This is a genomic window from Paenarthrobacter sp. AR 02 (assembly GCF_021538675.1).
Classification (GTDB): Bacteria; Actinomycetota; Actinomycetes; order Actinomycetales; family Micrococcaceae; genus Arthrobacter.
The window spans coordinates 1-25399 of the sequence record NZ_JAJUKH010000014.1; the positions used below are offsets into that span (position 1 = coordinate 1).

The following is a 25399-nucleotide window of genomic DNA, read 5'->3' on the forward strand; positions in this document are numbered from 1 at the left end:
GGCTCCCCGGCGGGGCATTGGTCCAAATCGATTCCGTGCGCCGCACTGGCTACGGCTACGACGAACGGATCGAGATCATGGGCTCCGAGGGGATGGTGGAAGCCCGCCGTCACCGTAACGGCGCAGTGTCCAGATACTCTCGCAGCACTGTGGTGGACGACGGGCTTCACCCGGGTTGGTTTGAGCGCGTGCAACCGACGTATGCGGCGGCCCTCGCCGCTTTCGTGTCCTCGCTGGATGGCAGCACGGCGTCCATTCCTTCGCTGCAGGACGGACTGAAAGCCCAAGCTATCGCCGAAGCAGCCGTGCTTTCCCTGCGCTCGGGCCGCATGGAACCCATTAAGTACTGAAGCAAAGGGACACACGGTAGGAGCTGGACGTTCCATCTATCCGCAGTTCGACCGGAGCGCCGACAGGCGCAATTCCGTCGGCTGATACTGCTGTTCGTTTGAGTCGAACGTCCAGGCATCCAAGATCGGAGACGCTAAGCCACGTGCGTCAGGGCATGCCGAAAATGCCCGCTGAGGTCCTAACCAGGCTTTTTCAAAGTTTGTTCCTTTGGGCCGTGCAGCCGCCGGAGCGGCCATGACGCTCTGACACTGTGTGTGCCTGGCGCCGCGGGGTCATTTGGGTTGTGGGGAACGGCTTCAGGCTCGGCCGCGGCCGGCGGGGCCCTCCGCATGCGTGCTCATGCTGGGGTTATGCGTTCTTCTCTTGATTCGTCCGATAGGTCGTGGTTGTCCTCAACCTCTGCAGGGGCAGGGGCAGGGGCAGAGGGACCGAGCGCAACGTGGCGTCGAGATGCTCCGTCAAAGTTAGTGGTTGGGCTGGTTGCTGCCGCGAGGCGACCGACCCCGGCCGGTCCTTTTGTCAGACCAAAGTGGGAGCGGACATTGTCCACCTAAATCGCCTTTATCGAGCGAAGGACGTGAGAACGTGTTCGCGGTCAACATCCGGGCGTCTTTATAGGTTCCGAGGCCATAGACCACTTGAGCGGCGATTGGCGATCATCAACATCATCTCCACTGCCGGCGGATGTAGGAAAGACTGTCTGAACCCATCCCTCAACATCATGTCCATGTGGTTCTCCATCGCATCGATCGACCACAGCAGGCACAGCATCAAAAGGTGTTGCGGATTCAGGAAGACCGGGGGTTGCCACGTACAGTCCGCCGGATGTGGTCCGGGGTAAGCCCGGTCAGCGAAGCAAGTTCCAAGTCATCACAGACCTGCTTCCGGCGTGCCATGAGAATGAGGGCTTCGCGGCGCCCAAGGATCTGGTCCCGATGAGCTTCGGCGGTCCGGAGCTCCTCGCTTTTCGCCCGTAACGGGGACAGATGGGCCTGGCGGGGGAGTCCGCTCGGATAAAGCTCTTCATAAGCCAAAGCGATGGTCCGGACTGCTTTGATGTTCTCTCCGGCGACGGCAGCAACAGTGCCGACGGGAAGCCCGTCTTCTATGGCTTGGGCGATCAACTCGTTTCTTGCTGCGGTCAAATTCCGGATGGCACTTGCCGCGTGGGAGAGGAGTTGCCGGTGGGCGGCGAGGGCGCGCGTGAGCTTGGCATGTTCCTGGTCGTCCGCAGCTTCGGGTCGGACGGGTTCCTTGGCGCGATAACTGTATCTGCCAGTAGGCGGTCGGCTCTGGACTGACCCGACTTGGGCGCGCATTGTCTCTCTCTCCGACGATTGGCGAACACTTCTGAGCTATGAATCTAGGCAGCCTTCGTCCAGCCGCGGAAATACCAATAACGTGTGAGCCCATAAGCAAAGTGCATAGCCACAACCCGTCCGGGCTGGAAAACACCCTAATCAGCACACGGATCACCGGTACAAGGCCGGACGTCATAAGACCCTCTTATGAATCCACGCACATTAGGTCTTATCCACAGCGCCCCCGGATCCCTAGTCTCGAAAAAGGGATACGCGAATCCGCGCGTCCCGAGTTCCACATTCCTGGAGGAGACATGTCTGAGTTCCTGCCGGCGTCGAGGGTCACGCGTATCAAGTCCTCCGCCAGCGTTGCCGCGGCCGCCCGCGTCCGCGAACTGAAAGCTGAAGGCATCCCGATCATCGACCTTACTGTTGGCGAGCCGGACTTCGACACCCCGGACCACATCAAGGCCGCCGCCATCGAGGCAATCCACGCCGGCGAGACCAAGTACACCTCGGTGACTGGTACGCCCGAGCTGCAGACGGCCATCCTTCGAAAGATCGAAGGCCACACCGGGCACCACTACGAGCGAAACCAGCTCACTATTGGCGGCGGCGCCAAGCAGGTCCTGTACGTCGCACTCATGGCATCGCTCAATGAAGGCGATGAAGTAATTGTCCCGGCGCCGTACTGGGTTTCCTACCCGGACATGGTCCTGGCCAACGACGGCACGCCCGTGATCGTCGCGTGCGGCGAAGACACTGGCTTCAAGCTCACGCCGGACGCGTTGGAAAATGCCATCACCCCCAAGACCAAATGGCTGATCCTCAACGCGCCATCCAACCCGACCGGTGCGGTCTACTCCCGCAAGGAACTTCAGGCTCTTGGAGCGGTCCTCGGTGAACACCCCCACGTCTTCGTCCTCACCGATGAAATCTACGACGAAGTCAACTTCGGCGACGGCCGCGTAACCAGCTTGGTCACTGCCGCTCCGGCTCTCAAGGATCGGATCCTGTTGGTTAACGGCGTTTCCAAGGCCTACGCGATGACCGGTTGGCGGCTGGGCTACGGCGTCGGGCCGGCGCCCTTGATCGCGGCGATGAACAAACTGCAGTCCCAGACGTCGTCGTGCCCGTCGTCCATCAGCCAGGCAGCCGCAGCCGCCGCGCTGAACGGCGATCAGTCCTTCGTTCGCGACAGTGTGGAGGTTTACCGCAAGCGCCGGGACGCCGCCGTCGAGGGTTTGAACGCAATCGACGGCCTGTCAGTTGCGCCGGCGGAAGGTGCCTTCTATGCCTACGTGAACTGCTCAGGGGTAATCGGCAAATCCGCGCCTGACGGCCGGATCATCGAGAACGATCAGGATTTCACGCTCTATCTGCTGGACGCCGCGCGCGTGGCCGTCATCCAGGGTTCGGCCTACGGCCTTGGTCCCTACTTCCGCATCTCCTTCGCCACTTCGCTGGAGACCATCAACGCCGGCGTGGATTCCATCCGCGATGCCGTCAACAATCTCACCTAGAAAGACCCAGGAAATGATCCACGTCAAGACCAAGTTCGAGCGGCCCGAGGCTGATGTCGTCAGCCGCCTCGCCGCCTTCTCTTCTGCAACGATCCATGAAGCGCAGGGCCGCCGGGGCGCCTTGAGCTCCAAGATCAAGCCGATTGACCGCTCCATGTCCTTCTGTGGTCCGGCCGTCACCGTCGCCTGTGCACCGCAGGACAACCTCATGCTCCAGGTGGCCATCCACTATGCACAGGCGGGTGACGTCGTGCTTGTTGGCGCACAGGAAATGGCCGAGGCCGGCACGTTCGGCGACGTCCTGGGCAACGCCATGAAGGCCAAGGGAATCGCCGCGATGGTCACCGATTCCGGCGTCCGCGACACCCAGGACCTGATCGCGCTCGGCCTGCCCGTCTTCTCCGGCAGCATCAGCATCAAGGGCACGGTGAAGGAAACGCTTGGCCCGATCAACCACCCGATTATCTTCGGCGACGAAATCATCTACCCAGGCGACATCCTTCGCGGTGACGCTGACGGGGTAGTAGTAGTTCGCCGCGAGGAGGCCGAGGAAGTCATCGCCTTGTCCCAAGCCCGCGACGACCATGAGCGCGAACTCATCAAGCTTTACCACGACGGCGGCAACACCATTGAGCTGTGCGGCCTGACGGAGAAGCTGAAAGAGAAGGGCCTCCTGGTCGAAGACTAGGAGCTCCGGCCCGGACCGGCCGCTGCTGGTACATCAGCAGCGGCCGGTCTTTGGCGTGCCGTTGACTCTTTGGCTTGCTGTATTCGAGCACAAGAAAGGCGCCTTGCCGGTGGCAGGGCGCCTCAACGTGGTGCAGATTCGGTTAAGGTACGACGGCGGGTGGCCGGGTCAGTCGAGGCCGGCGCGACCGGGCCGGGTGTCCAACAAGTGCCATTCAATGCTGTTGCCCGCGTGCGCCGGCATCAGGCTTCCTTCAAAGACGAACAGCGGTTCGCCGATCCCGCCAAGTGGGCGCCAGAAGCCGTTCCGTGGGCAATGGAATCCGGTTCGTGCGCTGAGGGTTCCGCGGGTTGGATTCGACACCCATCCGGCTGTGCTGATCTTTTTCACCGTTGTTTCCTTTGAACGTGCCCGCGGAATCCGTGAGCTGGTTTCGAATTGTTTGCTAATTCGATATTAGGAAATTAGAACGGTCTTGAATAAGACCAAAGCTGTCTGTCCGGATAAGGCTTTGTTATGGATGGGCCGGGAGTTGCACGGGGTCGGTCCCGTACTTGTTGATCAGTTGCTGATGGAGCATCTCTTTGACCACCAGCAGCACGGCAGACGCGGCCTCGGACAAGGGCTCGTGGTCCGGGGTGCACAGGGCGATCTTGCTCTGCAGGCCGGGTTCCACGATCCGCAGCACCTTGAAGTCCTGGTCCGGGAAGAGGGCATCCGCTGCTGATTTGGGCAACACCGTGCCGCCGAGGTTCGCCCGGATGAGCCTGGTCAGGGAAGGGACGGATTCCACTTCGCCCACCAGCCTCAAAGGCAGGTCCTGGTCCGCCAAGCCTTTTTCGATGAGCTGGCGAAGGGTGTGGTTCTTCTCCGGCAGGAACAGCCCTACTGTGCTGGCTTCCGCAAGCGTGATGGTGTTCTTGCCGTCTTTGCCGGGGGCGAGGTCCACGTCCGGGTGCACCACCAGGTGGAGGTCTTCGACGATCATGGTGGTGAATTGAACGCCCCGGATCTTTCCAGGCTCGTAAATCAACGCCATGTCGAGGCGGCCGTTCTTGATGGCTTCGCTCAGGACTCCGCCAAAAATTTCGGTCAGGTGGACCACGATATCCGGGTAGCGGCGGCCGACCTCGCTGATGATCTGGGGAGTCAGGCTGGAGGCCATGCTGTACGGCGCGATGGCAATGGACACCCGGCCCGAGGGTGCGGCGCCGGAGGAAGCGACGTCCTGGCGGGCTTGCTCCACCAGCCGCAGGATCGACTGTGCATGGCGGTAGAGCGTGTGCCCGGCTGCCGTGGGTTCGACGCCTTGCTTGCTGCGGATCAGCAGCCGCTGCTTGAGATCGTTCTCCAGTGCCGAGACTTGCTGGCTGAGGGCCGGCTGGGCCACATGGAGGGCAGCCGCGGCCTTCGTGATGCTCCCGGAGTCAACGATCTGAACGAAGTATGAGACCTTCCGCGTGTCCATGGATGTACCTTCCTGGAGCCGTGCCCCGTGGGTGGGAAGTCCCCTGGGTGGCAGGTCCCGATGTTCAAATATAGACGCATCTCCCAGCAGGGTTCCGCTGGGACCCATGCCACAGGGCCGGGTGGTGTACGTCATAACGGAGACCTATCACGGGATAGCTATTAGGTCTTTGTGCAGGGGTCCCGACGGGTGCGAGACTTTTGGAACGAACTTCAGGCAACGCCCCCGATTTACTCCGGCGACTGCCATTTACCGGGAATTCTTTTATGACCCATTACGCGGCGTTGGCAAATTCCCGCATTACCTGCAGAACCACACGGAAAGAGAACCACGTGAACCCGATAATTGATCTTGTAGCGGATCTTGGAGAGGGATTTGGCGCCTACACCATTGGCGACGATTCCGAGCTCCTGGAGATCGTTTCAAGCGCCAATATCGCGTGCGGGTTCCATGCCGGTGATCCGGACATCATGGCGGCCACGGTGGCTGAGTGCGTTCGCCGCGGAGTCGGCATCGGGGCACATCCAAGCTTCCCTGACCTGCGAGGGTTCGGACGGCGGGACATGGGCCTCACTGCCGACGAGGTCCGGAACGATGTTCTTTATCAGCTGGGCGCGTTGAACGGCTTCGCCGCTTTCCACGGCACCAAGGTCACGCACCTGGCCCCGCACGGCCGGCTTGGCAACCTCGTCGCAGTCCGCGACGACTATGCCAAGGCTGTGGCTGAAGCCGCGGTCCGCGTCGACAACGAACTGATCGTGGTGGCCCAGGAAGGCGAACTGGCTGCAGCGTCACGCGACGCCGGGCTGGACGTCGCAATCGTGGGCATCGTGGACCGCGCCTACCAGGAAGACGGCACGCTGGTTCCCCGCAGCCAGCCCGGTGCCGTGCTGCATGATCCTACGGAGATCGTGGACCGTACCCTGCGCATGGTGGTTGAGGGCAAGGTCCGCTGCGCCAACGGTGCGGACCTGGACATCGCCGTGGACACCCTCCTCCTGCACGGGGACAACCCTGGCGCCGTGCAGCTGGCACGTCGGATCCGTTCGGAACTCATTACCGCCGGTGTCCACATCGCACCCCTGGCTGAGGTCATGGACGCAAAGAAGAAAGCGGCCTGACATGTCCGTCCTCACAGCGTCTCCCACCGAGATCTACGAGTCCGGAGATTCCGCAGTGCGTGTGGTTGCCATCTCCGAAGCGAGCGAACAGAACTGGCTCACCGTCCATGGGCTGGCCAACTGGCTCGAAAACTGCGGTGCCGAAGGTCTACACGGCGCGGTTCCCACCTACGATTCGGTGTTGGTGGAGTTCGATCCCCTCCTCGTTTCTGCCCGCCAGGTCCGGGCCTTCGTAAAGCTGGGACTGTTGGAGCTCGCCCACGCCGACGAGTCCGCAAAAGCACCCCGCGAGTTCGATGTCCCCGTCGTGTATGGCGGCGGGTACGGCCCCGACTTGGAGCGCGTCGCTGAGCACCAGGGGATCTCCGTGGAGGAGGTCATCCGCCTCCACATCGAAAAGACGTACACCGTTCGCTGCCTCGGCGCGCCCGCCGGGTCCCCGATGATGGACGGGCCCGCATTCCCCAAGCCCGTGCCGCGGCTCAAGGATCCCCGGCTCAGCGTCCCGGCTGGAGCCGTCTCTGTGGCCGGTCGGCAGGCAGTCATCGCTCCGGCAATGGCCCCGGGTGGTTGGTGCGTCATCGGACAGACTCCCTTTTCGGTACTGAACATTCGCCGCGAGCCTCTGGTGCCTTACAAGCCGGGGGACATCCTGCGGTTCCGCCAGATCCGCCCAGAGGAGTTCAGCGACTACGCCGGCCTGGAGCTGGAACCCTTGGAACCAGGGGTGCAGCCATGACCGGCGAAATCCTCATCCAGCAGCCAGGCAACTCGGTGGTTACTGACCTCGGCAGGACCCGTGGCCCCCGCTTCGGCCTTCCGGTCAACGGGGCCCTGGACCAGTACTCGGCCCGTGCCGCCAACATCCTGGCAGGGAACCTGGACAACCATCCCCTGGTGGAGATCACGGCCCTGGACTTCCGGATGAAGGCCACCACCGACATCCTGATCGCCGTCACCGGGGCTCCACTCACGCTCACAGTTGGCGGACGTCCGGCCAGCCAGTGGGAGCCCGTGTCCGTACGGGCCGGCGAATCGGTTTCCCTTCGCGGGATCCATCGTGGCCTCCGCGCCTACCTTGCTATCCACGGTTCCGTCGAGGCAGAGACCTTGCTCGGCAGTGCAGCCCCGGACACGGTCGTGGGCTTCGGGCTTCAGCTCAAGGAAGGAACTACGCTGCTCACCCGCAGGAGCGTGGGCCCAGTACGCCAGCCGTACTTCGACCTTCCCCTTTTCCGGCTCGGCCTTGAACGCCCGAGCATGGGATCAGACTTGTTGGTCGACGTGACCGACGGGCCGGATGTCGCCGAGTTCGGCGAATCCGGTGAATTGCTCTTCACCACCGAGTACGCAGTCAGCGGCCGCAGCAACCACATCGGTCTGCGACTCGGCGGGGAGCTTCCGGAAAGAACCACCACCGGTGAGGTGCTTTCCCGCGGCGTGCCAGTGGGCGCCGTCGAGGTTCCCTCAAGGGAAGAGCTGCTGGTACTGCACCGTGGACGTGGCGTCACCGCCGGGTATCCGGTACTCGCAGTAGTCACCAGCACCGGACTGGATGTCCTGGCCCAAGCGAGGCCAGGGGACAAAGTCCGTTTTCGGAAAACAACAGTGGCGGAGGCAACTGCCGTCCACAGGCGCTCGCGGGCCCAACTCGAAACCCTCCGCGAATCCGTTAACACCGTCTTCGGACTCCTCGGCATCGGATGCCGTCCCCAGTGGCAGGACCTACCAGTTGCGGCATGCAGCTAAAACCCTGTCGTCATACCAGTAGGCGTTGCTACGCTCATCTCAGTAAGGAAAAGTCATGACCGCAAGCACCAACGCTGCGCCCGCGCAGCATGAGCGGCTCACGGGCCGCCAAACCCGCAAGGTTGTCACCGCAGGTTGTGTTGGCATCTTCGTGGAACTGTACGACAACGGCATTTTCGCCTTCATGGCGGGAACGCTGGCCCTCGTCTTCCTGGCGCCCGGGAACCCGGACAACGCCCTGCTCTTCGTGTTCGCAGGATATGCGGTCTCTTTCTTCGTCCGCCCGCTCGGCGCCGTCGTGTGCGGCTACCTCGGGGACCGGATCGGCAGGCAAAAGCTCCTGGTCTTCGTCATTCTCCTGATCAGTGTTGCCACGGCCGGCATCGGCCTCTTGCCCTCCTACGCGGCCATCGGCATCGCGGCCCCCATTCTGTTGGTTCTCCTGCGTCTCCTGCAGGGCTTCTCCGTCGGCGGTGAAGCTGCCGGCGCCATGACCTTCCTCGCTGAGCACGCCCCGGAAGGCAAGCGCGGCATCATCACCTCCTACGCCCAGATCGCATCCTTCGCGGCACTGCTTACCGGTACTTTGGTCGCTTACTCCATGTCGCCGTGGCTCACCCAGGCAGCGATCGACGGCGGGGGCTTCGGCTCGTTCGCATGGCGCATCCCGTTCCTTGTCGCCATCCCCATGGGCATCATTGGTTGGTACATTCGCAAGGCCATCAGCGACACCCCCAACTTCGTCAAGCTGAAGGAAGAGGGCGGCCTTTCCAGGAACCCGCTCAAGGAAGCCTTCAAGTCTGCCGAGCACCGCCGGGCCATGCTCCTGGCACTCTTCATCCCGCTGATGAACGGCTCCGGCTACTACGTCCTGTTCTCGTACATGCCCACGTTCCTCAAGGGCAAGCAGCTGAACTTCACCATTGGCGAGGCACTGCTGGTTACCGCGTGCAGCCTGGTTGTCATCTGCATCGCCATCCCGTTCATGGGCGCCCTCTCCGACCGAGTGGGCCGCAAGAAGGTCATCGCCGGGTCCGCCATCGCCATGGCAGTCCTCGGCATCCCGTCCTACGCATTGATCGCCACCGGGGAAATGGGCTTGGCCATCCTCGGTGCCTGCATCATGGCAATCGTCTTCGCCGGCCACACGGCAGTGATCCACATCCTCATCGTCGAACTGTTCCCCACACGCGTCCGCTACTCCGCTTACGGCCTTGGGTACAACATCTCTTCGGCACTCTTTGGCGGTACGGCCCCCCTTCTCATGACTTGGTTGATCAGCAGCACCGGCAACATCTACATGCCGGCGTTCTACGCAGTGATCACAGCGCTGGGCACCCTCATCGCGGTCAGCACCGTCAAGGACCGCGCCCACGAACCGCTGCGCGACGCCTAACCCTTCCTAAATAGCGAAGTGCGCCGGATCACCCGGTCCGGTGCACTTCGCCTACCGATTCCCCACCTTTTTGGAGAACCCAATGTCTTTTTCTGACTACACCACAGCCCTCGTCACCGGAGCTTCAACCGGTATGGGTGCCGCCATCGCCGAACGACTCGCCAAGCGCGGCCTCACCGTCCACGCCGTCGCCCGCAACGAGGAACGCCTCGCCGAACTGGCCGACCGCACCGGAGCAGTTCCGCACGTGGTGGACCTGACCGACACGGCCGCCCTGGCCGCCGTCGTGAATGACCTCAAGGTGGACGTCCTGGTGAACTGCGCCGGAGTTTCCCGGCCCGGCAACATCCTGGACTCGTCCGAAGAGGATATCGACGAACTGGTGGACGTGAACCTGCGCGGCCTGCTGCAGCTCACACGGCTGGTGCTGCCCGGAATGGTGGAGCGCGACCTCGGCCACGTCATCAACATCAGTTCGATTGCAGGCACCTACAACTTCTACGGACACACGGTTTATCACGCCACCAAAGCCGCCGTGCACCAGATTTCCCGCCAGCTCAGGAACGACACCGTCGGCAAGCGAATCCGCGTCACCGAAATCTGCCCGGGCCGTGTGGAGACCGAGATCTTCGGCCGCAACATGGGTGGCACGCCCGAGGCCATGGAAGAAGCCTGGCAGACCTACTACGAAGGCTACGAGTCATTGACCACCGACGACATCGTGAACGCCCTGGACTACGCAATCGAAACTCCCCGCCACGTCAACGTCGGCATGCTCGAACTCATGCCGACATTCCAGGTCCCCGGCGGCCTCACCTTCGACCGCCGCTAGCCGCAGCCCCCACCAGACCGATTGATAGGTTTACCCATGCAAACTGTGCGCACCGTCAGCCTCCCGGACCGGCAGCTCCTCGATGATCTCTCTCCTTTACCCGAAGGGCTGCGGGGGGTGGTCTGGGACCTGGAAGCAGATCCCGACGGCGGGACGCTCGCAGAGATTGACGGCGTTGTCCTCCCGTACATCAACGCCGGCGCAGTGTTGGGTTCCCTCGCCAAGGTTGAGTCCCTGAAATTCGTCCAGACCCAGTCGACCGGGTACGACGGCGTGATTGAGGCAGCGGGTCCGGCGGTCGGAGTCGCCAATGCCTCCGGCGTCCACGCGGCAGCCACGGCAGAACTAGCCATCGGGCTAATCCTTGCCAAGCTGCGCGGTATCGACCAAGCGGTCCGGGACCAGCAGTCCGGCCTCTGGCGGCCAGAGCGGCGCCAGTCCCTGGCCGACCGGCGCGTCCTGCTGGTGGGAATCGGAGGGATCGGGCAGGAGATCCTCCGCCGCTTGCAGCCTTTCGAAGTCACGGTCACCCGGGTGGGCAGCTCCGCCCGCACCGATGAGCACGGTAACGTGCACGCCTCCTCGGAGCTCGTCGCGCTTGCCACCAGCCACGACATTCTTGTGTCGGTGCTTCCCCTGAACCAACACACCCATCAACTGATCGGTGAAGAGGTTCTTGCCGCCCTCCCGGATGGTGCCTTGGTGGTTAACGTGGGCCGAGGCTCCGTGGTGGACACCTCGGCGCTGACCAAGGAGGTCCTGTCCGGTCGCCTGCAGTGCGCCATCGACGTCGTCGATCCCGAACCGCTGCCGAAGGACCATCCTCTGTGGTCCACTACCAACGCCTTGATCACGCCTCACGTGGGCGGCAACGCGTCAGCGTTCCAACCGCGGATCCTGAAGCTCCTCCGGAAACAGCTCAAAGCCCTGGCAGATGGGCAGGCTCCAGCCAACCTGGTGCAGACAGGGCCGTTTTCATGAGTTCACTTTTCGACCTGACAGGTCGGGTTGCCTTGGTAACAGGTTCGAGCCGGGGGATCGGCAACGGACTGGCACGGGCTCTCGCCGACGCCGGCGCAACAGTGGTGCTGAACGGCGTCACCGAGGAGCGGCTCAAGGACGCCGCTGCCGCCATGGCAGCCGACTACGCGCCCGGCCGGATCCACAGTGTCGCTTTCGACGTTACGAGCGATACCGGAGTGGCGCGGGGCATCGCCTGGGTGGAAGAGCACGTAGGGCCGCTCGGGATTCTGGTGAACAACGCGGGCATCCAGCACCGCGTGCCGATGCTGGACCTGGACGTGAAGGACTGGGATCGGGTCATCTCCACTGACCTGACCAGCGCCTTCCTGGTGGGCCGGGAAGCAGCCCGCTTTATGATTCCCCGCGGCCACGGCAAGATCATCAACATCTGCTCGGTGCAGACCGACCTGGCCCGGCCCACCATCGCCCCGTATGTAGCGGCGAAGGGCGGACTGCGGAACCTCACCCGCGCGATGACCGCCGAGTGGGCTTCGTCCGGGCTGCAGATCAACGGGATTGCGCCGGGCTACATCCACACCGAAATGACCCAAAACCTGGTGGACGACGAGCAGTTCAATTCCTGGATCCTTGGCCGGACTCCGGCGAACCGGTGGGGGACTGTGCAGGATCTGGCGGGCCCGGCAGTCTGGTTAGCATCCGGCGGCTCGAACTTCGTCAACGGACAAACCATCTTTATCGATGGCGGAATGACGGTGGTGGTCTGATGAGTATTGATACAGCCCTTCCAGTGACAGGTCCCGCCGTGGTTGCTCATGCCGCCGGCGACTTACGGATCGAAGAACTCACCCTCGCCGCTCCAGCTCCAAACGAGGCAGTCGTTGAAGTTCACTACGGCGGTGTTTGCGGATCGGACCTGCACTACTGGCTTCATGGCGCAGCCGGGGAGTCGATCTTGAAGGCGCCGTTGGTCTTGGGGCATGAAATTTCCGGGACCGTGCTCCGCCCTGCTGCGGACGGAACCGGTCCCGACGCCGGGACCCCCGTGACGGTTCATCCCGCCACCCCCGGCCCCGGTGTTGCCCGGTATCCGGCAGACCGCCCCAATCTCTCGCCGGGCTGCACGTACCTGGGCAGCGCGGCGCGCTACCCACACAAGGACGGGGCTTTCAGCCGATTCGTGAACCTCCCGACGAGGATGCTCCGGGCGCTGCCCAACAGTATCGACCTGCGCACTGCGGCGCTGATCGAGCCCGCTTCCGTGGCCTGGCACGCTGTAGAGAGGGCCGGTGACGTCAATGGAAAGACGGCGCTCGTGATCGGCAGTGGCCCCATCGGCGCACTTGCGGTCGCGGTCCTGAAACGCGCCGGTGCGCGCCGGATTACCGCCGTCGACATGCATGAAAAGCCGCTTGAAATTGCCAAAGCGGTGGGGGCGGACAACGTCATCACCGCCGAGGACGCTGAGGCGATCGCTGCCGTGGAGGCCGACGTCGTGATTGAATCTTCCGGCAACCACCACGGCCTCGCCTCCGCCATCCAGGGCGCAACCCGCGGGGGCACGGTGGTGATGGTTGGGCTGCTGCCCACCGGCCCGCAGCCGGTGCTGATTTCCCTGGCCATCACGCGGGAGCTTGAGCTGAAGGGTTCGTTCCGGTTCAACGACGAGATCGACGAAGTCATTGAAGCACTCGCGGACAGCTCCCTGAGTATCGGTCCCATCATTACGCACGACTTTCCTGTGGAACAGGCGCTTGAGGCTTTCGCTGTGGCCCGCAACTCCGCTGAATCAGGGAAAGTGCTGCTGAGCTTCGGTACAGGAAGTGCATCGTGACGGTGCTGCCGCCGCTGGTGGTGATGGGCGTGTCCGGGTGCGGGAAATCAACGGTCGGGTTGCTGCTGGGGGAGCGGCTGGCCGTTGACTTCTTTGACGGCAACGACTTCCACCCTACCGCAAATAAGGCCAAGATGGCCGGCGGAGTTCCGCTGAACGACGACGACCGGGCGCCTTGGCTCGCAGAAAACGGCGCCGCGTTGGCCAACCCGCCCGCGGGGGGCGGACTCCTGCATCATCGCGTGCTCTGCGCTCAAGCGCAGTTACCGCGACCTGCTGCGGAGCCTCGCCCCGGATGTCGTGTTCATCCACCTCGCCGGGGACGCCGTCACCATCTCGAATCGGCTGAGCAGCAGGAAACACGAGTACATGCCCGGAAGCTTGCTGGGCTCCAAGCTGGCTACGTTTGAGGGTCTTGAATCCGACGAGGCGCACATCCCCGTAGACATCAACGAGGAGCGAGAAGGACTGGTGAATCGAATCGTGGCCCAACTGGTCCACGTTTCGGGCAAGGTTGTTAGTACATCCCTGAATCGCCGTTAGGTTCGTAGCACTGAGCCCCGGCTTTGACCTAAGCGATGTCTCTTGAGCGTCTGCAAAACGAAGTGCACGGCGGCTGGCCTGCTGCGACGTGGATCGTTCCTCTGTCAACGGACCTGCTGCTGTGGTCTCCCGGTAGATCTGGAATGGTGTGGCTGGGAAAGTCCCGCTTTTTTAGGCCATCAGGTTGAGCCCTGATTCTTATGGCATGTCCAAGTCGTTCCGGTAGGCGGTGTTTTTGTTGGTGTTCCAGCTTGGGATGATGCCGGCGCCGAGCATGTGGTCGGTGAGGCGCGAAGCGGTAGCCGGGGTCGGTGTCGAGGGCTAGTTGGAGGTATGGGTGGCCTTTGGATCCTCTGCCTTCCCACCAGTTGATGTAGCCGATGGTGGGGATGGGCGCGGCGTGCTCGGGGCTGGTGAGTGTGCAGTTAGCTGCCGCCGGCGGACGGAACTGGATGGTTTCCATGTGGTGTTCGACGGCGGCCGCGTCCTCTGGCCTGTGGGTCGCCGCCGGCAGGGTGACGCGGATGGTGGGTGCGATTGTGCTGCTGCGGTATACGAACTCAGCGTTGACCTGTGAGTATTCGGTGGAGCTGATCGGGATGGCGATGTTATCCCCTGGGGTGTCGTAGGGGGAAGTAGGTGGTGTTGGTGACCTCTGGCCGGCAAACGACAACACCGCCCCTTCTTTCGAGAAGAGGCGGTGTTGTCGAGAAGTGTTCAGGAGGCGGCTTCGGCTTCTCCGAGCGAGAGCATCAGCCGGTTGGCCCAGTTGAAGAATGCCGCGCCGTGGACGACGTCTGAAATCTTCAGGGGCTGGGAGCAGGACCAGCAAATAGCCGGTCTCCTGGAAATTGCTGATTTGCTGCCAGCGGATCTGACGTGCCGTTATACCTACTGCTCTCCAACGTGACCGCGAAAAGACCGGGCCGCATCGACCGTAAGGCGTGGCAGAACCAGCGCGGCCCACCGCTCGCGTACCGGTTCTGCCTGATCCAAAGGCACTGCCGAAATCGGATAACGCCGCCGCCGCACGGGTTTCATCGATGTCCGCGGCAGCCCCAAGAGCAGGAGCGGCAGATTTCGCGGCCGCGTTCAGCGCAGAAATCCGGACGACCTCGCGCAGGAACGAAATGATGATCAAAAGTGGCGAACCACGGCCGTTCTTGGCGTGATCGAGCGCCGACTCGGCTTCGACGGTGATTTGCTCGACGTACTCAGCGAGCACAGCCCCCACCAGATCCGTCTTCGTTGGAAAATGCCGATAGAGAGTCCCTAGGGAAACGCCGGCCAATTTAGCAGAAAAGTGTCCGCGGTCAGCAGGCAGAGTTCCGGGTTTATGCCCGCGCCGGCCAGTGCGGTGCCCACCAGCCCGCGCCGCCGCACTGTAACCCTGATTCACTGGCGTCGACATCGGCATTCTCTCTTGTGGTGACCACCGATCACTGCCAGACTGGGCAGTGAGTCGCGCCGCTCCCTCGATAGGTTGAGGTGGTTCCACGAGGCCCGTTCGGTCCGCATCATCCCAACGCAGTACCGTTCCAAGGAGACTCGCCATGAAAACTGTCGTGCAGTATGGAATCAACGGGATCCGGCTGGGTGAGCAGCATGATTGAGTTTGCGTTGTCGGTGACCTTGAAGGCCAAGCCCGGCAAGGAGAAGGACGTCGCGGATTTCCTCCGCAGCGCACGCTCCGTCGTAGAACAGGAGCTTGGTACGCGCGCTTGGTTCGCCCTCCAGTTTGACGAATCGACCTTCGGCGTCTTCGATGTATTTCCCGATGACGAGGCCCGGCAGGCCCACCTGGCCGGGGGTGTCGGGCAAGCTCTTGCCGCTCACGGAGCCGAGCTGTTCAGCGTGGAACCGAACATACAGAGCGTCGACGTGCTCGCTTACAAGCTGCCCGGCGACGACGCCTAGAGGCTTTCCGGCGTCACAGCACCAGCGAAAAAGCACCCAGGGCCAGCTGATCCTCAGGCATAGGAGCAGAAGGTGACTCGTTCAGACACCGGCCGTGCCGAGGCGTTCAGTGACGCTGTTATCGCGATCGTCATAACGCTCCTGGTACTTGAACTGCAGCCGCCAGAGACCGAGCCCGGGGGGGGGGGGGGGTGCTGGCGGCATTGCTGGGTCAATGGCCGACATATCTGGCGTACGCGGCCTCCTACCTGTACTTGGCCGTAATCTGGCTCAACCATAAATCCGCCTTCACCCGAATCCGGGAGATGGACATCGGCCTGCACTGGTCTAACCTGGGAATCCTCGCGACGCTGGGCTTTTGCCTTGGCCCACCGCGGTTATCATCGATACCGGCAAGACGGGCAACCTGACCGACGAAAGGGTCGGCGTCGCACTGTACGCGATCATCGGGGCCCTGCTGTGCCTGTCATGGCTGGTGTTCTTCTCACACCTTGCCCGGCATCCCGAACTCACCGAAGAGGAGGTGGAGGATTCCTACTTCGCACGTGAGCGGCCCCGTGCTGCGGCCGGCGTCGTGCTTTACCTTGCGGCGGGGGCGGTGGGTGTCCTCGTCCATCCACTGATCGCGTCGGTGATTTTTGTGATCCTGCCCGTCTTTTATGGCCTCACCAGCCACGGGATCGAGCACCGGCCAACCTTCCTCCGAGGTATTTAGGCCCCATGGCAGGAAAGCGGTCAGTGTGGCCCGCATGACGGCCGGCCGGGCTTCACGCGCGACGGATTATTCGCTTTGGTCGGCCGACTGTCGACGATGACGTTCCCGTTGGCCGTACGCCGCCCGAAGAATGTCATCCTTTGACTCGAATCCCGAGCCCAACGCCCCACCGATGAGCACCGCCGACGTCGTCATCCATGCGACTTCCGCAAAGTCCCAAACGGTCACCGGATGTTGCAGGGTCTGCGCCAATAGATCTGCGTCGATGGTAAACGCCGCCGCCAGCAGCACGGCGACGAACAACAGGACGTAGCTGATCACGACGCCGATCACCAGTGACCACACCGTAGAGGTGTTGTACAAGGAAGCCTTGTAGCGTTCGAGGGCATTGTCTCGCCGGGGGCTTTCCCATAGGTCGTGTTGGGTGATGATCCAGAACACCATCGAACAGATCGAAAGGATCATCAGCAAAATCAACCTCGTCGCACCCAGCAAGTCTGCGAGTTGCCAGATTGTGTTCGTGACAAGCGCGAAGGCACCCGTGGCAATGGCGGCAGCCATTGCGCTTCTCAATCCGAAGACCAGACGCCAAGGACGGTTCGCCCGGAGCATGCCCGCCAGCAACCGCCCCCGCCCGAGACGGGTTGCTGAAAGGTAGCGAAACCCGATCGGCCCCTCGTCAAGGACCGCACTCTCAATACGCCGCGATTGGTGCAGCGATGGTGGACCGAAATCCCCGTAGTCATCCTCGGGATCGAAATGGCGATGCATCGCCCACCCGAGGTCGGTGACGGCGGAGCGGACTCGGCGATCAATGTTGACGGCGCCGAGCGCGGGCAAAGAAACCAGGGAGATGGGCTCCCCGAGCGCGACTTCCGCGACCACAGTCCGGCCCTCAAGACGAATCGGAAGATCGGTCAGGCAAACCATGACATCCCATGCACGGTGGGTCCGGTGTTTCGCCAAGGAATCCAACATCGGGGTCAACCCGTTGCCCGCCGTAAAGTCCTGGTACTCGACTACCACGGACCAGTTGTGGCGTTCATCGGCAAGGTTCAGAAGATGGCCCACTTCTCTGCCGTTACGCTCGGCAAACTCGGCGGTGACCTCCGGTTCTGCGAGCACGCCCAGCGTACGGGCCGTTGTTGGGTCTGCGTCGCCTGAACTTTCCGGCACGCCTTGCCTCCTAAGGTTCAGTGTTTGGTAGCGGGTCCATTCCGAAGGAGGCGCAGGTGTTCGTGGATCATTGCCACTGCTGTTGAGCCTTCGCCGGCGGCAGCCGTTACGCGTTTCACCGAGCCATGCCGAACGTCTCCGGCAGCGAATATGCCGGGCACGCTGGTTTCCAAGGGCAATCGTCTTCGCCCCAAGTGGCTGAACTCGGGAGGAAGGTCTGCGAGGTCAGCCCCGGTGAGAACAAAGCCGTGGTCATCCAGGGCCAGGGTATCCTGCAGCCATTCTGTGTGTGGCTTGGCTCCGATGAAGATGAAGAGGTATCGCGAAGGGAAAATGCGTTGTTCGCCCGTGGTCTTCAGTTCTACGACGATACGTTCAAGGGCGCTTGGACCAACCAGGCCCACGATGTTCGCCCCCAGCAGTACCTCTATGCCGTGATGCTCTTCGATTCGATCCGCGAGGTAGCCGGACATGTCCGTCCGGAGGTCTTCCCCGCGCACCACCAGCCGTACGGGCGTTCCCGTGCCAGCCAGGAAAAGAGCTGCCTGGCCCGCGGAGTTTCCGCCACCGACGACGGCCACGGGCCGGGTTCCACAAAGCCTGGCCTCATGGACAGTGGCGGCGTAGAAGACGCTGATTCCCTCGTATTCCTCCAGCCGGGGGACTGGCAGACGGCGGTAGTGGACCCCCGTGGCGAGGAGCGCGGCACGTGATAGAGCCGGGCCGCTCTCGTCGAACTCGGCATGGAAGTCACCGTCCCGCAATGTTATGGAGTTTGCCTGGCATCCGACGTTGACCTGGACTTTGAACTTTCGGGCCTGCATGATCGCCCTTTCTGTGAGTTCCCCACCCGAGATTCCGGAGGGAAAGCCGAGAAAGTTCTCAATCCGTGGTGACGTGCCGGCTTGCCCACCTATCGCATGGCCATCCTTGAGGACCACCGATAAGCCGTCCGACGCCGCGTACACGGCGGCCGCCAGCCCGGCCGGACCGGCCCCGATCACCATGAGATCGTAGGGGGCAGAATGCTCCTTCACTGCCCGCAGGCCGAGGGCAAGGGCCAGTTCCGCGTTGGACGGGTTTTTGAGGACATGTGAAGCGTTCAACACCACTGCGGGCAAGTCACTGGCGAGGATTCCCGCTCGGTTCAGGATCGCCTGTGCCTGCCCGTCATCCTCCAGATCGACGAGGCGGTGGGGCAGGCGGTTGGCAGCTGCAAAATCCAACAGCCGAAGCGTGTCACGGCTGAAACGGGATCCGACGACGCGGATGCCTACGCCCGCGCTGATCAGGAAGACCCGACGCTGAAGATATGCGCGCAGGATGGTCTCACCGACTGCGGGGTCCCCCAGCACCACACGACGCAGAACGTCCCCGCTGATTTGGAGCACCTCACCTGCTTCGGCAACCACAGTACTGACGAAGGCCGGTTGACCCTCGACCAGTCCGAGTTCCCCAAGGAAACGTCCTGGACCGTGAACCTCGAGGATCCGCGTGCCCCGGCCCTCCGCAAGCTCTCTGCCTTCGGCGGCATGCAGCCCCTCCACCACCAGTACCGTGCCCTGGAGTACGACGAAGAAGTCCGCCTCGATGTTCCCTTCGTGAATGAGGACTTCGCCGACGGAGGTTGCCCGCCTGGTGCCGGTACGTCCCAACAATTCGATCTGGGCCTGGCTGAGCCGTGGATAGGCGCCGGAGACATCCGGCGTTTCGATCGGCGTCGATTCTGAAACAGGTTCCATCAGATGGTTGCACCCCACGGTGTACTAAACGAAGGCCTCATGGGGATAACACCAGCGCCAGTCTTCACCGGGCTCCAAGGAACGAACAATTGGATGCAACTCTGTAGCGTGGGCCCGGGCGTGCCGCATGGGTGAGGAATCACAGCACCCCACATGGCCACAGGTGAGGCACAAACGCAGGTGAACCCAGGGAGTTCCCAAAGACAGGCATTCCTCGCAGCCCTGTGGTGTACGTACCCGAACCGAACGAATCCGGGTGATATGTGGATCGTGAATTCCTGGAAACATGTTGGCTCCGGCGTTGGTTGGGGTATGGGAACGTTCCTAGCCCATGGAGAGCTCTCCATGGGGATTTATACCGCGTTGGCGAAGGCCCAGCCCCGTGGCCAGCAAGAGTATTCCGAACAGAATTGCGAAGGACGCAAGCAGCCCCAGGAGTCCGAGTATGCCCGGGCCGGGAAGAATGACCAGGAAGAGGCCGAAAACCGTGGTGACGATACCTGTGATCAGCCAGAGCCACCATTGTCCACCGCTCCTTTTGCCTTCCAGGGACAGTGCTATCTGAGAGACTCCGAGGATCACCGCCCACAGACCAATGACGAGCGCCAGCGAGAGGGCGGTGATGCCCGGCCAGACGAACGCGAGGAGGCCAGCGAGCACGGACACGATCCCGCCCACTACTTGCCAGACGGACCGGCGTTCCTTATGTCTGAAGTAGTGCACGATGTTCGTGACGCCGTCAACGACAGCGTAAGTTCCGAAGATGATCACCAGCGCGAGTACGGAGACGCCGGGCCAGGCGAGAACCAAAATGCCGAAGAGAACGGCAGCAATGCCCCGGATAATCAACGCGGTTCCTGACCCCTTGAGCAACTGTTGCGGCAATGCGTCAGACATGGGGAGACCTCTGTTTCTGGAAATGGATTTTTCGACATTTTGATGGTCGGGCTGCTCGAACAGGTCTATCCTTTCGCTGTGCTCCCCAAAGTCGCTGTCACTGACTTGTTTTCCTTGCCGCGCTGGAACTCGATGACGGACTGCTGTCCGGGATCTTTCTTCCGGATGCCGGCCAGGAGATCGGTCACACTGGCAATTTTCTGGCCGTCAAACTGGGTGATGATGTCTCCCGGCTGCAGCCCCGCGGAGGCCGCCGGTCCTCCTGGGGCAACTCCGATGACCAGTGCGCCCGACGCCACAGGCAGGCCGAAGCGGTCTGCTATCTCAGGCGAGATGTCGCTCGGGACAATTCCAAGGACAGGGTGTATGGCCGATCCGCTCTTGAGTATCTGTTCAGCGACGTCCGTCACCGTTGCCGTGGGGGTCACGAACCCGATGGACACGGCACCCGAACTGGGTGGCAGATAGGCCTCTGACAGGCCGATGATCTCCGAACTGCTGTTGACCACAGCTCCCCCCGAGTTGCCCGGAGAGATGGGGGCATCTGTTTGGATCAGGTCGATCAGGCCCTGCGGTGACTCTTCAGACGGTGGCATATTACGGTGCAGTGCTGAAACGATTCCCGCCGTCACGGTCTGCTCCAGCCCCAGTGGACTGCCGATCACGACGGTCAGCTGCCCAACCTGGGGGAGGGCCGTTGAGAACTTGGCAGCCGGAAGATTGCCCCGATCAGCCTTGACCACTGCCACATCGGTTGCATCGTCAACACCCACCACGGTAGCCGGCGCTTCAGACCCGTCCGCGAAGCGGATCTGCACGTTCTTTGACGGCTTCTTTTCCTGGTCCTCCACCACATGGGCGTCGGTGACTATGGTGCCGTCGCTGCGGTAGATGACGCCGCTGCCGATGCCGCCTGATGTTTGAATCGTCACTACTGAGGACTCGACTTCCCTGACGATCCCCGGAACGGCGGAAAGGTCCCCGGTGGAACCCGAACCCGCAGGGGCGGTGGTTTGTGATGGGGGCATCGGAGGCGACCCTGTGCACGAGGACATGAGGATGACTAACCCGGCGCCGAGAATGGCGGTCCACGCCCTGCCTGACATCGTTCCTGCGTCGGCCGCTGGTCTGCTCATGCTCATTGGATTCCCATTGCCTGTCCTGGCTGGTTGGATTCGACATGCACCACTTCGAGTCTCCACCACCGACACCAGGCCCGCATTGCCCTTGGGCGTCCAAAAACCGTCCGGATTTGAATCCCCCAGGTCAACTCCCGGCCAGCTGGCCCAGGTTCCGCAGCTTCCCGGAGCCCCTGATGTCTCAGCGCGGCCGCGCGCTTCGCAAGCGCCAGGCACGTGTGGCAACGTGCAGGTTGAGGCGGGTCTCGGGGTCACCAAGTTCAAAACCGGTGATCTGGCTGATGGACTTAAGTCTGTATCGCAGCGTGCTCCGGTGAATGGCAAGGCTGTCAGCCGCCTCGTCATAGTTGCCGCCGTGATCCAGATACTGCGCAAGGGTGTGCACCAGGTCAGAGCCCCGCCGGGCATCGTTGCTCTGCAATGCACCCAGCCACTCCTCGACGTAGCCGGAGAGGTCGATTTCGCTGCCCGGCAGGTCAAGGATGCGGTAAATCCCCAACTGGTCGTAGCGCGTGGACCCGTAGGGGTCGGTGGAGTGTACGCGGACGTGCAGCGCTCGCATTGCCTCCGCGTAGGAGCGGGGGATCTCTGTGACATCCCGGCTCGGCCCCCCGATGCCCACGGCTCCGGTGGCGCTGCGCAGGGTCCTTGCCGCAATGCTGAAGAGCTCTGTATCCAGCGGATCTCCCGCAACCACGGCCAGTGCCATGTCCGCGCGTCGCGAGACGAGAGCAGGGATCTGGAGTTCGTTGAGTGTCCTTCGCAAGGCGATCACCACAGTATCGTCCGTTCTGGGCGGTTGCCATTGTGCGACTATGACGTGCTGCGGACCCCTGATGTCGTATCCCAATGCCTCGGCACGCAGGGCGGCGGTTTCTTCATCCATTCCGGACACCAGTTCATACACAAGGTCGCGCCCCAGTTTCAGTTCCAGCTGGGCAATGTTGCGGCGGTGCGCCAGCTCGACCTGCAGAAGCCGAGTTGCATACTGCAAGGCGAAGACGTCTTCAGCTGTGTAGGGCACGCCGTTCTCCAGCAAGCACATTGCCCCGAGCACGTCCCTCTCCGGCAGAACCAGCGCCACGAGCCTTTGGGGTTCCTGGACCGGTAGCCCGGAAGCGACCCAGAGTTGGGCTGTGCGAGACCTGTCGGCCGTGCTGGGCCGGGGGTACGGGCGCTCGGATTTGGTCCCGGCCGTTGCGCGGATGTTGCCGAACCGGTCCTCGACGCAGACGGAGCGCCCCGTCACTACTGACAGCACTTCCGCCAGGAGGGAGTTCCGCGACTTCATTTGTCCCAGGGGAGCGGTAAGTGTGCCATCCAAGGCGTTCTGGACCGACGTCCGGGTTTCGAGTTGCATAACCGTGGCCGAGAGGAGACGCAATCGTTTGGCAACGGCCTGACCATTGGAGAGCGGCGCCATGTCCTCCTGCTGGTGTGTTCCTGACGTTTCTTCAGCTGGACCGGGGACTGTTCTACGGGCCGTTGCACGGAGCTCGGTCATCTGGGCCGGGCTTGGAACAGCGCCGGCATGCAGGACGAGGCATCCGTTCAATTCTCCGCTGTCGCCAAAGACAGAAAGCGCGAATCGCCACACCGGCCCCGCGGCTGAGGGTGCCTTATCCGTGTCCTGGAGTTGGTTGGCATCACGGTCGGGGATCGTCGGTGCCAGGTTGGCGCTCGGGATCAGGTGACCGTCCACCACGAGATAGGCAGCTGCTATGAAGCAGAATTCCAGAGCAGAAACAGATCGTACGGCCCTGCCGAGGACCTCCTCGGCCCCTCGTCGATCGAACATTAAGTTGCCCCGTCGTCTCTGTACACAGCTAGGACTCGTCCGCGCCGAGATGTGTGGCAACAGACCCCAAAACGATCCCGATACCTTCGACACTACGCCTGCGAGGTCTATTCTGGTAGGTCAGTTTCCTGGAGCAGATTGGACCCGGGAGGTCATGCCGCCGTTTCGCCCTACGGGGCAGACTCGACCTATAAGGCCACATGACAAAAGCCCTTCGAGCCTCACGGCACGGCAGACGGGGCGCGTAATCATGGGGTGGAATCTCGGGCGGACGCCGCCACAGGAGAGGGTCGCGCCCACAAGAACCGGAGCGAGTCATGGCCAAAGCAGTAGGAATCGATCTTGGAACAACCAACTCAGTAATCGCTGTCTGGGAAGGCGGGGAAGCCCGCGTTATACCCAACGCAGAAGGAGCCCGGACCACGCCGTCGGTCGTGGCGTACACGGACAGCGGGGAAAGGCTGGTGGGGCAACTGGCCCGCCGCCAGGCGATTCTCAACCCCAAGGGAACTATTACATCGGCCAAGCGGTTTATCGGCCGGCACTATGACGAGATCACGGATGAAGCCAAGGCCGTGAGTTTCGACGTCGTAGCGGATGACAACGGTGTGGCGCGTTTCCAGGTTCAGGGCAAGAAAGTAGCACCCGAAGAGGTCAGTGCGCTTGTCCTTCGCAAGCTGGTGGACGACGCCGCAAAGCAGCTTGGCGAAAAGGTGACGGAGGCCGTCATCACGGTCCCTGCGTACTTCAACGACGCACAGCGCACCGCCACCAAGGACGCGGGCAGGATTGCCGGGCTGGAGGTACTTCGCATCATCAACGAACCGACCGCAGCGGCCCTCGCCTACGGCATAGACAAACGACAGCATGAGACGGTTTTGGTCTTCGACCTCGGCGGCGGAACCTTTGATGTGAGCCTGTTGGACGTGGGGGACGGAGTTGTGGAGGTTCGCTCCACGGCGGGTGACACGCACCTTGGCGGAGACGATTTTGACCGCCGCCTTGTCGATTACCTGGCCGACGAATTCCAGAAGCAGGAGGGCATCGATCTGCGGTCGGACCCACAGGCGTTGCAACGCCTCTTTGAGGCGGCCGAAAAGGCGAAGGTCGAGCTCAGTTCCGTGAGCCAGGCTCAGGTCAACCTTCCCTTCGTCACCGCGGGCGCATCGGGCCCCAAGCACCTGACCACCACCATTCGGCGCTCTGTTTTTGACGAAATCACCCATGACCTGGTGGAACGCACCATGGATCCGGTCAAGCAGGCGATGACGGACGCCAAGGTTACTGCCAACGACATCGATGAAGTAATTCTGGTAGGTGGCTCCACCCGCATCCCCGCGGTACAGAACCTCGTCCGGCGCCTGACCGGCGGCAAAGATCCGAACATGAGCGTCAATCCGGACGAGGTCGTGGCTATCGGTGCTGCGATCCAGGCCGGCGTGCTTAAGGGAGAGGTCTCGGACGTCCTGCTGTTGGACGTTGTCCCACTTTCTTTGGGCGTCGAGACACGCGGCGGCGTCATGACCAAGATCATTGAGCGCAACACGACGATCCCCGCCCGTCGCAGTGAAGTATTCTCCACCGCCGAGGACAACCAGCCCGCCGTCGACGTCGTGGTCTTGCAGGGGGAGCGCGAACTGGCGGCGGACAACCGGGTGCTGGGCCGGTTCCAGCTGAGTGATATCCGGCCGGCGCCTCGCGGGGAACCGCAGGTCGAGGTTACTTTCGACGTCGACGCAAACGGCATCCTGAACGTCACGGCCAAGGACAAGGACACCGGCAAAGAACAAGGTATCACCATCAGCGAGGGCTCCAACCTCGACACCAAGGAAGTCGAGCGAATGGTTGCCGAGGCTGAGTCCCACCGAAACGAGGACCTGCAGAACCGGGAGCGGATCGACACCCTCAACGAGCTCGACGCGGTGGCTTACCGCGTTGAGCGGGCCGTCAATGAACTCGGCGACGCCGTCCCCGCGCACGACAAGGCACGGGCGGAACTGCTGATCGGCCAGGCACGCGACGCGGTCAGCAACCAGGCGGAGGTCGCCACCGCGAGGGAGCTCATTTCGGAACTCGAGCAACTGCAGGCGGCGCTCCGTGCCTCGGCTGCCTCCGCGTCCACCGCCGGGGCCGGGGCTAGCCAGGAAGCCGGAACGGGCCAGCAGGCCGGAGCGTCCAGCGATGCCGATGACGACGATATCGTCGACGCGGAATTTGACCGCGGCTAG

Annotated in this window: 27 protein-coding genes and 1 pseudogene; 17 read left to right on the top strand and 11 right to left on the bottom strand. The window is 62.5% G+C overall.

What is annotated here, in order from left to right; translation table 11 throughout:
• Positions 1–350 (top strand): Gfo/Idh/MocA family oxidoreductase (locus LRQ04_RS19090; protein WP_235521886.1); only part of this gene is annotated, 350 nt, incomplete at its 5' end.
• A 789-nt stretch (positions 351–1139) separates the two neighbouring features.
• Here the strand turns inward: LRQ04_RS19090 and LRQ04_RS19095 are convergent.
• Positions 1140–1670, bottom strand: coding sequence for a hypothetical protein (locus LRQ04_RS19095; protein ID WP_235521887.1), 531 nt, complete (start codon positions 1668–1670; stop codon positions 1140–1142).
• Positions 1671–1966: 296 nt separating this feature from the next.
• Here LRQ04_RS19095 and LRQ04_RS19100 point away from each other — a divergent pair, with 296 nt between their 5' ends.
• The gene (locus tag LRQ04_RS19100; protein WP_235521888.1) at positions 1967–3175 is read left to right on the top strand and encodes an aspartate transaminase; all 1209 of its coding nucleotides are present in this window, start codon (positions 1967–1969) and stop codon (positions 3173–3175) included.
• A 13-nt stretch (positions 3176–3188) separates the two neighbouring features.
• Positions 3189–3863, top strand: a complete 675-nt coding sequence (locus tag LRQ04_RS19105) for a 4-carboxy-4-hydroxy-2-oxoadipate aldolase/oxaloacetate decarboxylase (protein ID WP_235521889.1) — start codon at positions 3189–3191, stop codon at positions 3861–3863.
• A gap of 168 nt (positions 3864–4031) precedes the next feature.
• Here LRQ04_RS19105 and LRQ04_RS19110 read toward each other — a convergent pair whose 3' ends face one another.
• Complete coding sequence (locus LRQ04_RS19110; RefSeq protein ID WP_235521890.1) at positions 4032–4253, bottom strand: hypothetical protein; 222 nt, start codon at positions 4251–4253, stop codon at positions 4032–4034.
• Positions 4254–4377: 124 nt separating this feature from the next.
• Entirely contained in the window at positions 4378–5331 is a 954-nt protein-coding gene (locus LRQ04_RS19115) for a LysR substrate-binding domain-containing protein (RefSeq protein WP_235521891.1), read from the bottom strand.
• Between the two features lie 332 nt (positions 5332–5663).
• Here LRQ04_RS19115 and LRQ04_RS19120 point away from each other — a divergent pair, with 332 nt between their 5' ends.
• The 9 genes from LRQ04_RS19120 to LRQ04_RS19165 all read left to right on the top strand — a co-directional run bounded on the left by LRQ04_RS19120 (position 5664) and on the right by LRQ04_RS19165 (position 13787).
• Entirely contained in the window at positions 5664–6452 is a 789-nt protein-coding gene (locus tag LRQ04_RS19120) for a LamB/YcsF family protein (RefSeq protein WP_235521892.1), read from the top strand.
• Position 6453: 1 nt separating this feature from the next.
• Positions 6454–7191 carry an allophanate hydrolase subunit 1 gene (locus tag LRQ04_RS19125; protein WP_235521893.1) on the top strand — a complete coding sequence of 246 codons (738 nt, stop codon included), beginning with the start codon at positions 6454–6456 and terminating at the stop codon, positions 7189–7191.
• Positions 7188–8201, top strand: a complete 1014-nt coding sequence (locus tag LRQ04_RS19130; RefSeq protein ID WP_235521894.1) for a biotin-dependent carboxyltransferase family protein — start codon at positions 7188–7190, stop codon at positions 8199–8201. The genes LRQ04_RS19125 and LRQ04_RS19130 overlap by 4 nt, the downstream gene beginning before the upstream one ends.
• A gap of 55 nt (positions 8202–8256) precedes the next feature.
• Positions 8257–9597: an MFS transporter gene (locus LRQ04_RS19135; RefSeq protein ID WP_235521895.1), complete on the top strand. Its 1341-nt coding sequence runs from the start codon at positions 8257–8259 to the stop codon at positions 9595–9597.
• Positions 9598–9679: 82 nt separating this feature from the next.
• Complete coding sequence (locus tag LRQ04_RS19140; RefSeq protein WP_235521896.1) at positions 9680–10429, top strand: SDR family oxidoreductase; 750 nt, start codon at positions 9680–9682, stop codon at positions 10427–10429.
• Between the two features lie 36 nt (positions 10430–10465).
• Positions 10466–11410 carry a 2-hydroxyacid dehydrogenase gene (locus tag LRQ04_RS19145; protein WP_235521897.1) on the top strand — a complete coding sequence of 315 codons (945 nt, stop codon included), beginning with the start codon at positions 10466–10468 and terminating at the stop codon, positions 11408–11410.
• Positions 11407–12177: an SDR family oxidoreductase gene (locus LRQ04_RS19150; protein ID WP_235521898.1), complete on the top strand. Its 771-nt coding sequence runs from the start codon at positions 11407–11409 to the stop codon at positions 12175–12177. The genes LRQ04_RS19145 and LRQ04_RS19150 overlap by 4 nt, the downstream gene beginning before the upstream one ends.
• On the top strand, positions 12177–13244 hold the full coding sequence (locus tag LRQ04_RS19155; protein ID WP_235521899.1) for an L-idonate 5-dehydrogenase: 1068 nt from the start codon (positions 12177–12179) through the stop codon (positions 13242–13244). Before LRQ04_RS19150 ends, LRQ04_RS19155 begins: the two co-directional genes overlap by 1 nt.
• 300 nt (positions 13245–13544) lie before the next feature.
• A complete protein-coding gene (locus LRQ04_RS19165) occupies positions 13545–13787 on the top strand; it encodes a hypothetical protein (protein ID WP_235521977.1) in 243 nt (80 codons plus the stop codon).
• Positions 13788–13815: 28 nt separating this feature from the next.
• On the opposite strand, the gene LRQ04_RS20805 is transcribed toward LRQ04_RS19165, so the two are convergent.
• Both LRQ04_RS20805 and LRQ04_RS20810 read right to left on the bottom strand, forming a co-directional pair.
• Positions 13816–15012 carry a hypothetical protein gene (locus LRQ04_RS20805; RefSeq protein WP_374198984.1) on the bottom strand — a complete coding sequence of 399 codons (1197 nt, stop codon included), beginning with the start codon at positions 15010–15012 and terminating at the stop codon, positions 13816–13818.
• A 6-nt stretch (positions 15013–15018) separates the two neighbouring features.
• Positions 15019–15342: pseudogene (locus LRQ04_RS20810) on the bottom strand (helix-turn-helix domain-containing protein); the annotation flags it as partial.
• 50 nt (positions 15343–15392) lie between these two features.
• On the opposite strand from LRQ04_RS20810, the gene LRQ04_RS19175 reads away from it, so the two are divergent.
• From LRQ04_RS19175 to LRQ04_RS19185, 4 genes are all read left to right on the top strand, one after another.
• Positions 15393–15704 carry a putative quinol monooxygenase gene (locus LRQ04_RS19175; RefSeq protein ID WP_235521975.1) on the top strand — a complete coding sequence of 104 codons (312 nt, stop codon included), beginning with the start codon at positions 15393–15395 and terminating at the stop codon, positions 15702–15704.
• Between the two features lie 72 nt (positions 15705–15776).
• Positions 15777–15968, top strand: coding sequence for a TMEM175 family protein (locus LRQ04_RS20630; protein ID WP_308194999.1), 192 nt, complete (start codon positions 15777–15779; stop codon positions 15966–15968).
• A complete protein-coding gene (locus tag LRQ04_RS20635) occupies positions 15896–16114 on the top strand; it encodes a TMEM175 family protein (RefSeq protein WP_308195000.1) in 219 nt (72 codons plus the stop codon). Before LRQ04_RS20630 ends, LRQ04_RS20635 begins: the two co-directional genes overlap by 73 nt.
• Positions 16063–16419, top strand: coding sequence for a hypothetical protein (locus LRQ04_RS19185; protein WP_235521900.1), 357 nt, complete (start codon positions 16063–16065; stop codon positions 16417–16419). Before LRQ04_RS20635 ends, LRQ04_RS19185 begins: the two co-directional genes overlap by 52 nt.
• Before the next feature lie 66 nt (positions 16420–16485).
• Here the strand turns inward: LRQ04_RS19185 and LRQ04_RS19190 are convergent, their stop codons facing one another.
• From LRQ04_RS19190 to LRQ04_RS19215, 6 genes are all read right to left on the bottom strand, one after another.
• Complete coding sequence (locus LRQ04_RS19190) at positions 16486–17595, bottom strand: hypothetical protein (RefSeq protein ID WP_235521901.1); 1110 nt, start codon at positions 17593–17595, stop codon at positions 16486–16488.
• A gap of 17 nt (positions 17596–17612) precedes the next feature.
• Complete coding sequence (locus LRQ04_RS19195) at positions 17613–19337, bottom strand: FAD-dependent oxidoreductase (protein WP_235521902.1); 1725 nt, start codon at positions 19335–19337, stop codon at positions 17613–17615.
• 24 nt (positions 19338–19361) lie between these two features.
• The gene (locus LRQ04_RS19200; protein WP_235521903.1) at positions 19362–19625 is read right to left on the bottom strand and encodes a UBP-type zinc finger domain-containing protein; all 264 of its coding nucleotides are present in this window, start codon (positions 19623–19625) and stop codon (positions 19362–19364) included.
• 36 nt (positions 19626–19661) lie between these two features.
• Positions 19662–20234 carry an HdeD family acid-resistance protein gene (locus LRQ04_RS19205; RefSeq protein WP_235521904.1) on the bottom strand — a complete coding sequence of 191 codons (573 nt, stop codon included), beginning with the start codon at positions 20232–20234 and terminating at the stop codon, positions 19662–19664.
• Positions 20235–20299: 65 nt separating this feature from the next.
• A complete protein-coding gene (locus tag LRQ04_RS19210) occupies positions 20300–21370 on the bottom strand; it encodes a S1C family serine protease (RefSeq protein WP_235521905.1) in 1071 nt (356 codons plus the stop codon).
• Between the two features lie 184 nt (positions 21371–21554).
• Complete coding sequence (locus tag LRQ04_RS19215) at positions 21555–23171, bottom strand: CdaR family transcriptional regulator (RefSeq protein ID WP_235521906.1); 1617 nt, start codon at positions 23169–23171, stop codon at positions 21555–21557.
• A gap of 317 nt (positions 23172–23488) precedes the next feature.
• Between LRQ04_RS19215 and dnaK the strand changes: the two genes are divergently transcribed.
• Positions 23489–25399 carry a molecular chaperone DnaK gene (gene dnaK, locus LRQ04_RS19220; protein ID WP_235521907.1) on the top strand — a complete coding sequence of 637 codons (1911 nt, stop codon included), beginning with the start codon at positions 23489–23491 and terminating at the stop codon, positions 25397–25399.

Coding starts and splice junctions, on each gene's coding strand:
- LRQ04_RS19095 (WP_235521887.1), bottom strand. CDS start 1,670: ATGCGCGCCCAAGTCGGGTCAGTCCAGAGCCGACCGCCTACTGGCAGA.
- LRQ04_RS19100 (WP_235521888.1), top strand. CDS start 1,967: ATGTCTGAGTTCCTGCCGGCGTCGAGGGTCACGCGTATCAAGTCCTCC.
- LRQ04_RS19105 (WP_235521889.1), top strand. CDS start 3,189: ATGATCCACGTCAAGACCAAGTTCGAGCGGCCCGAGGCTGATGTCGTC.
- LRQ04_RS19115 (WP_235521891.1), bottom strand. CDS start 5,331: ATGGACACGCGGAAGGTCTCATACTTCGTTCAGATCGTTGACTCCGGG.
- LRQ04_RS19125 (WP_235521893.1), top strand. CDS start 6,454: ATGTCCGTCCTCACAGCGTCTCCCACCGAGATCTACGAGTCCGGAGAT.
- LRQ04_RS19130 (WP_235521894.1), top strand. CDS start 7,188: ATGACCGGCGAAATCCTCATCCAGCAGCCAGGCAACTCGGTGGTTACT.
- LRQ04_RS19135 (WP_235521895.1), top strand. CDS start 8,257: ATGACCGCAAGCACCAACGCTGCGCCCGCGCAGCATGAGCGGCTCACG.
- LRQ04_RS19140 (WP_235521896.1), top strand. CDS start 9,680: ATGTCTTTTTCTGACTACACCACAGCCCTCGTCACCGGAGCTTCAACC.
- LRQ04_RS19145 (WP_235521897.1), top strand. CDS start 10,466: ATGCAAACTGTGCGCACCGTCAGCCTCCCGGACCGGCAGCTCCTCGAT.
- LRQ04_RS19150 (WP_235521898.1), top strand. CDS start 11,407: ATGAGTTCACTTTTCGACCTGACAGGTCGGGTTGCCTTGGTAACAGGT.
- LRQ04_RS19155 (WP_235521899.1), top strand. CDS start 12,177: ATGAGTATTGATACAGCCCTTCCAGTGACAGGTCCCGCCGTGGTTGCT.
- LRQ04_RS19175 (WP_235521975.1), top strand. CDS start 15,393: ATGATTGAGTTTGCGTTGTCGGTGACCTTGAAGGCCAAGCCCGGCAAG.
- LRQ04_RS19195 (WP_235521902.1), bottom strand. CDS start 19,337: ATGGAACCTGTTTCAGAATCGACGCCGATCGAAACGCCGGATGTCTCC.
- LRQ04_RS19200 (WP_235521903.1), bottom strand. CDS start 19,625: ATGTTTCCAGGAATTCACGATCCACATATCACCCGGATTCGTTCGGTT.
- LRQ04_RS19205 (WP_235521904.1), bottom strand. CDS start 20,234: ATGTCTGACGCATTGCCGCAACAGTTGCTCAAGGGGTCAGGAACCGCG.
- LRQ04_RS19210 (WP_235521905.1), bottom strand. CDS start 21,370: ATGAGCAGACCAGCGGCCGACGCAGGAACGATGTCAGGCAGGGCGTGG.
- LRQ04_RS19215 (WP_235521906.1), bottom strand. CDS start 23,171: ATGTTCGATCGACGAGGGGCCGAGGAGGTCCTCGGCAGGGCCGTACGA.
- dnaK (WP_235521907.1), top strand. CDS start 23,489: ATGGCCAAAGCAGTAGGAATCGATCTTGGAACAACCAACTCAGTAATC.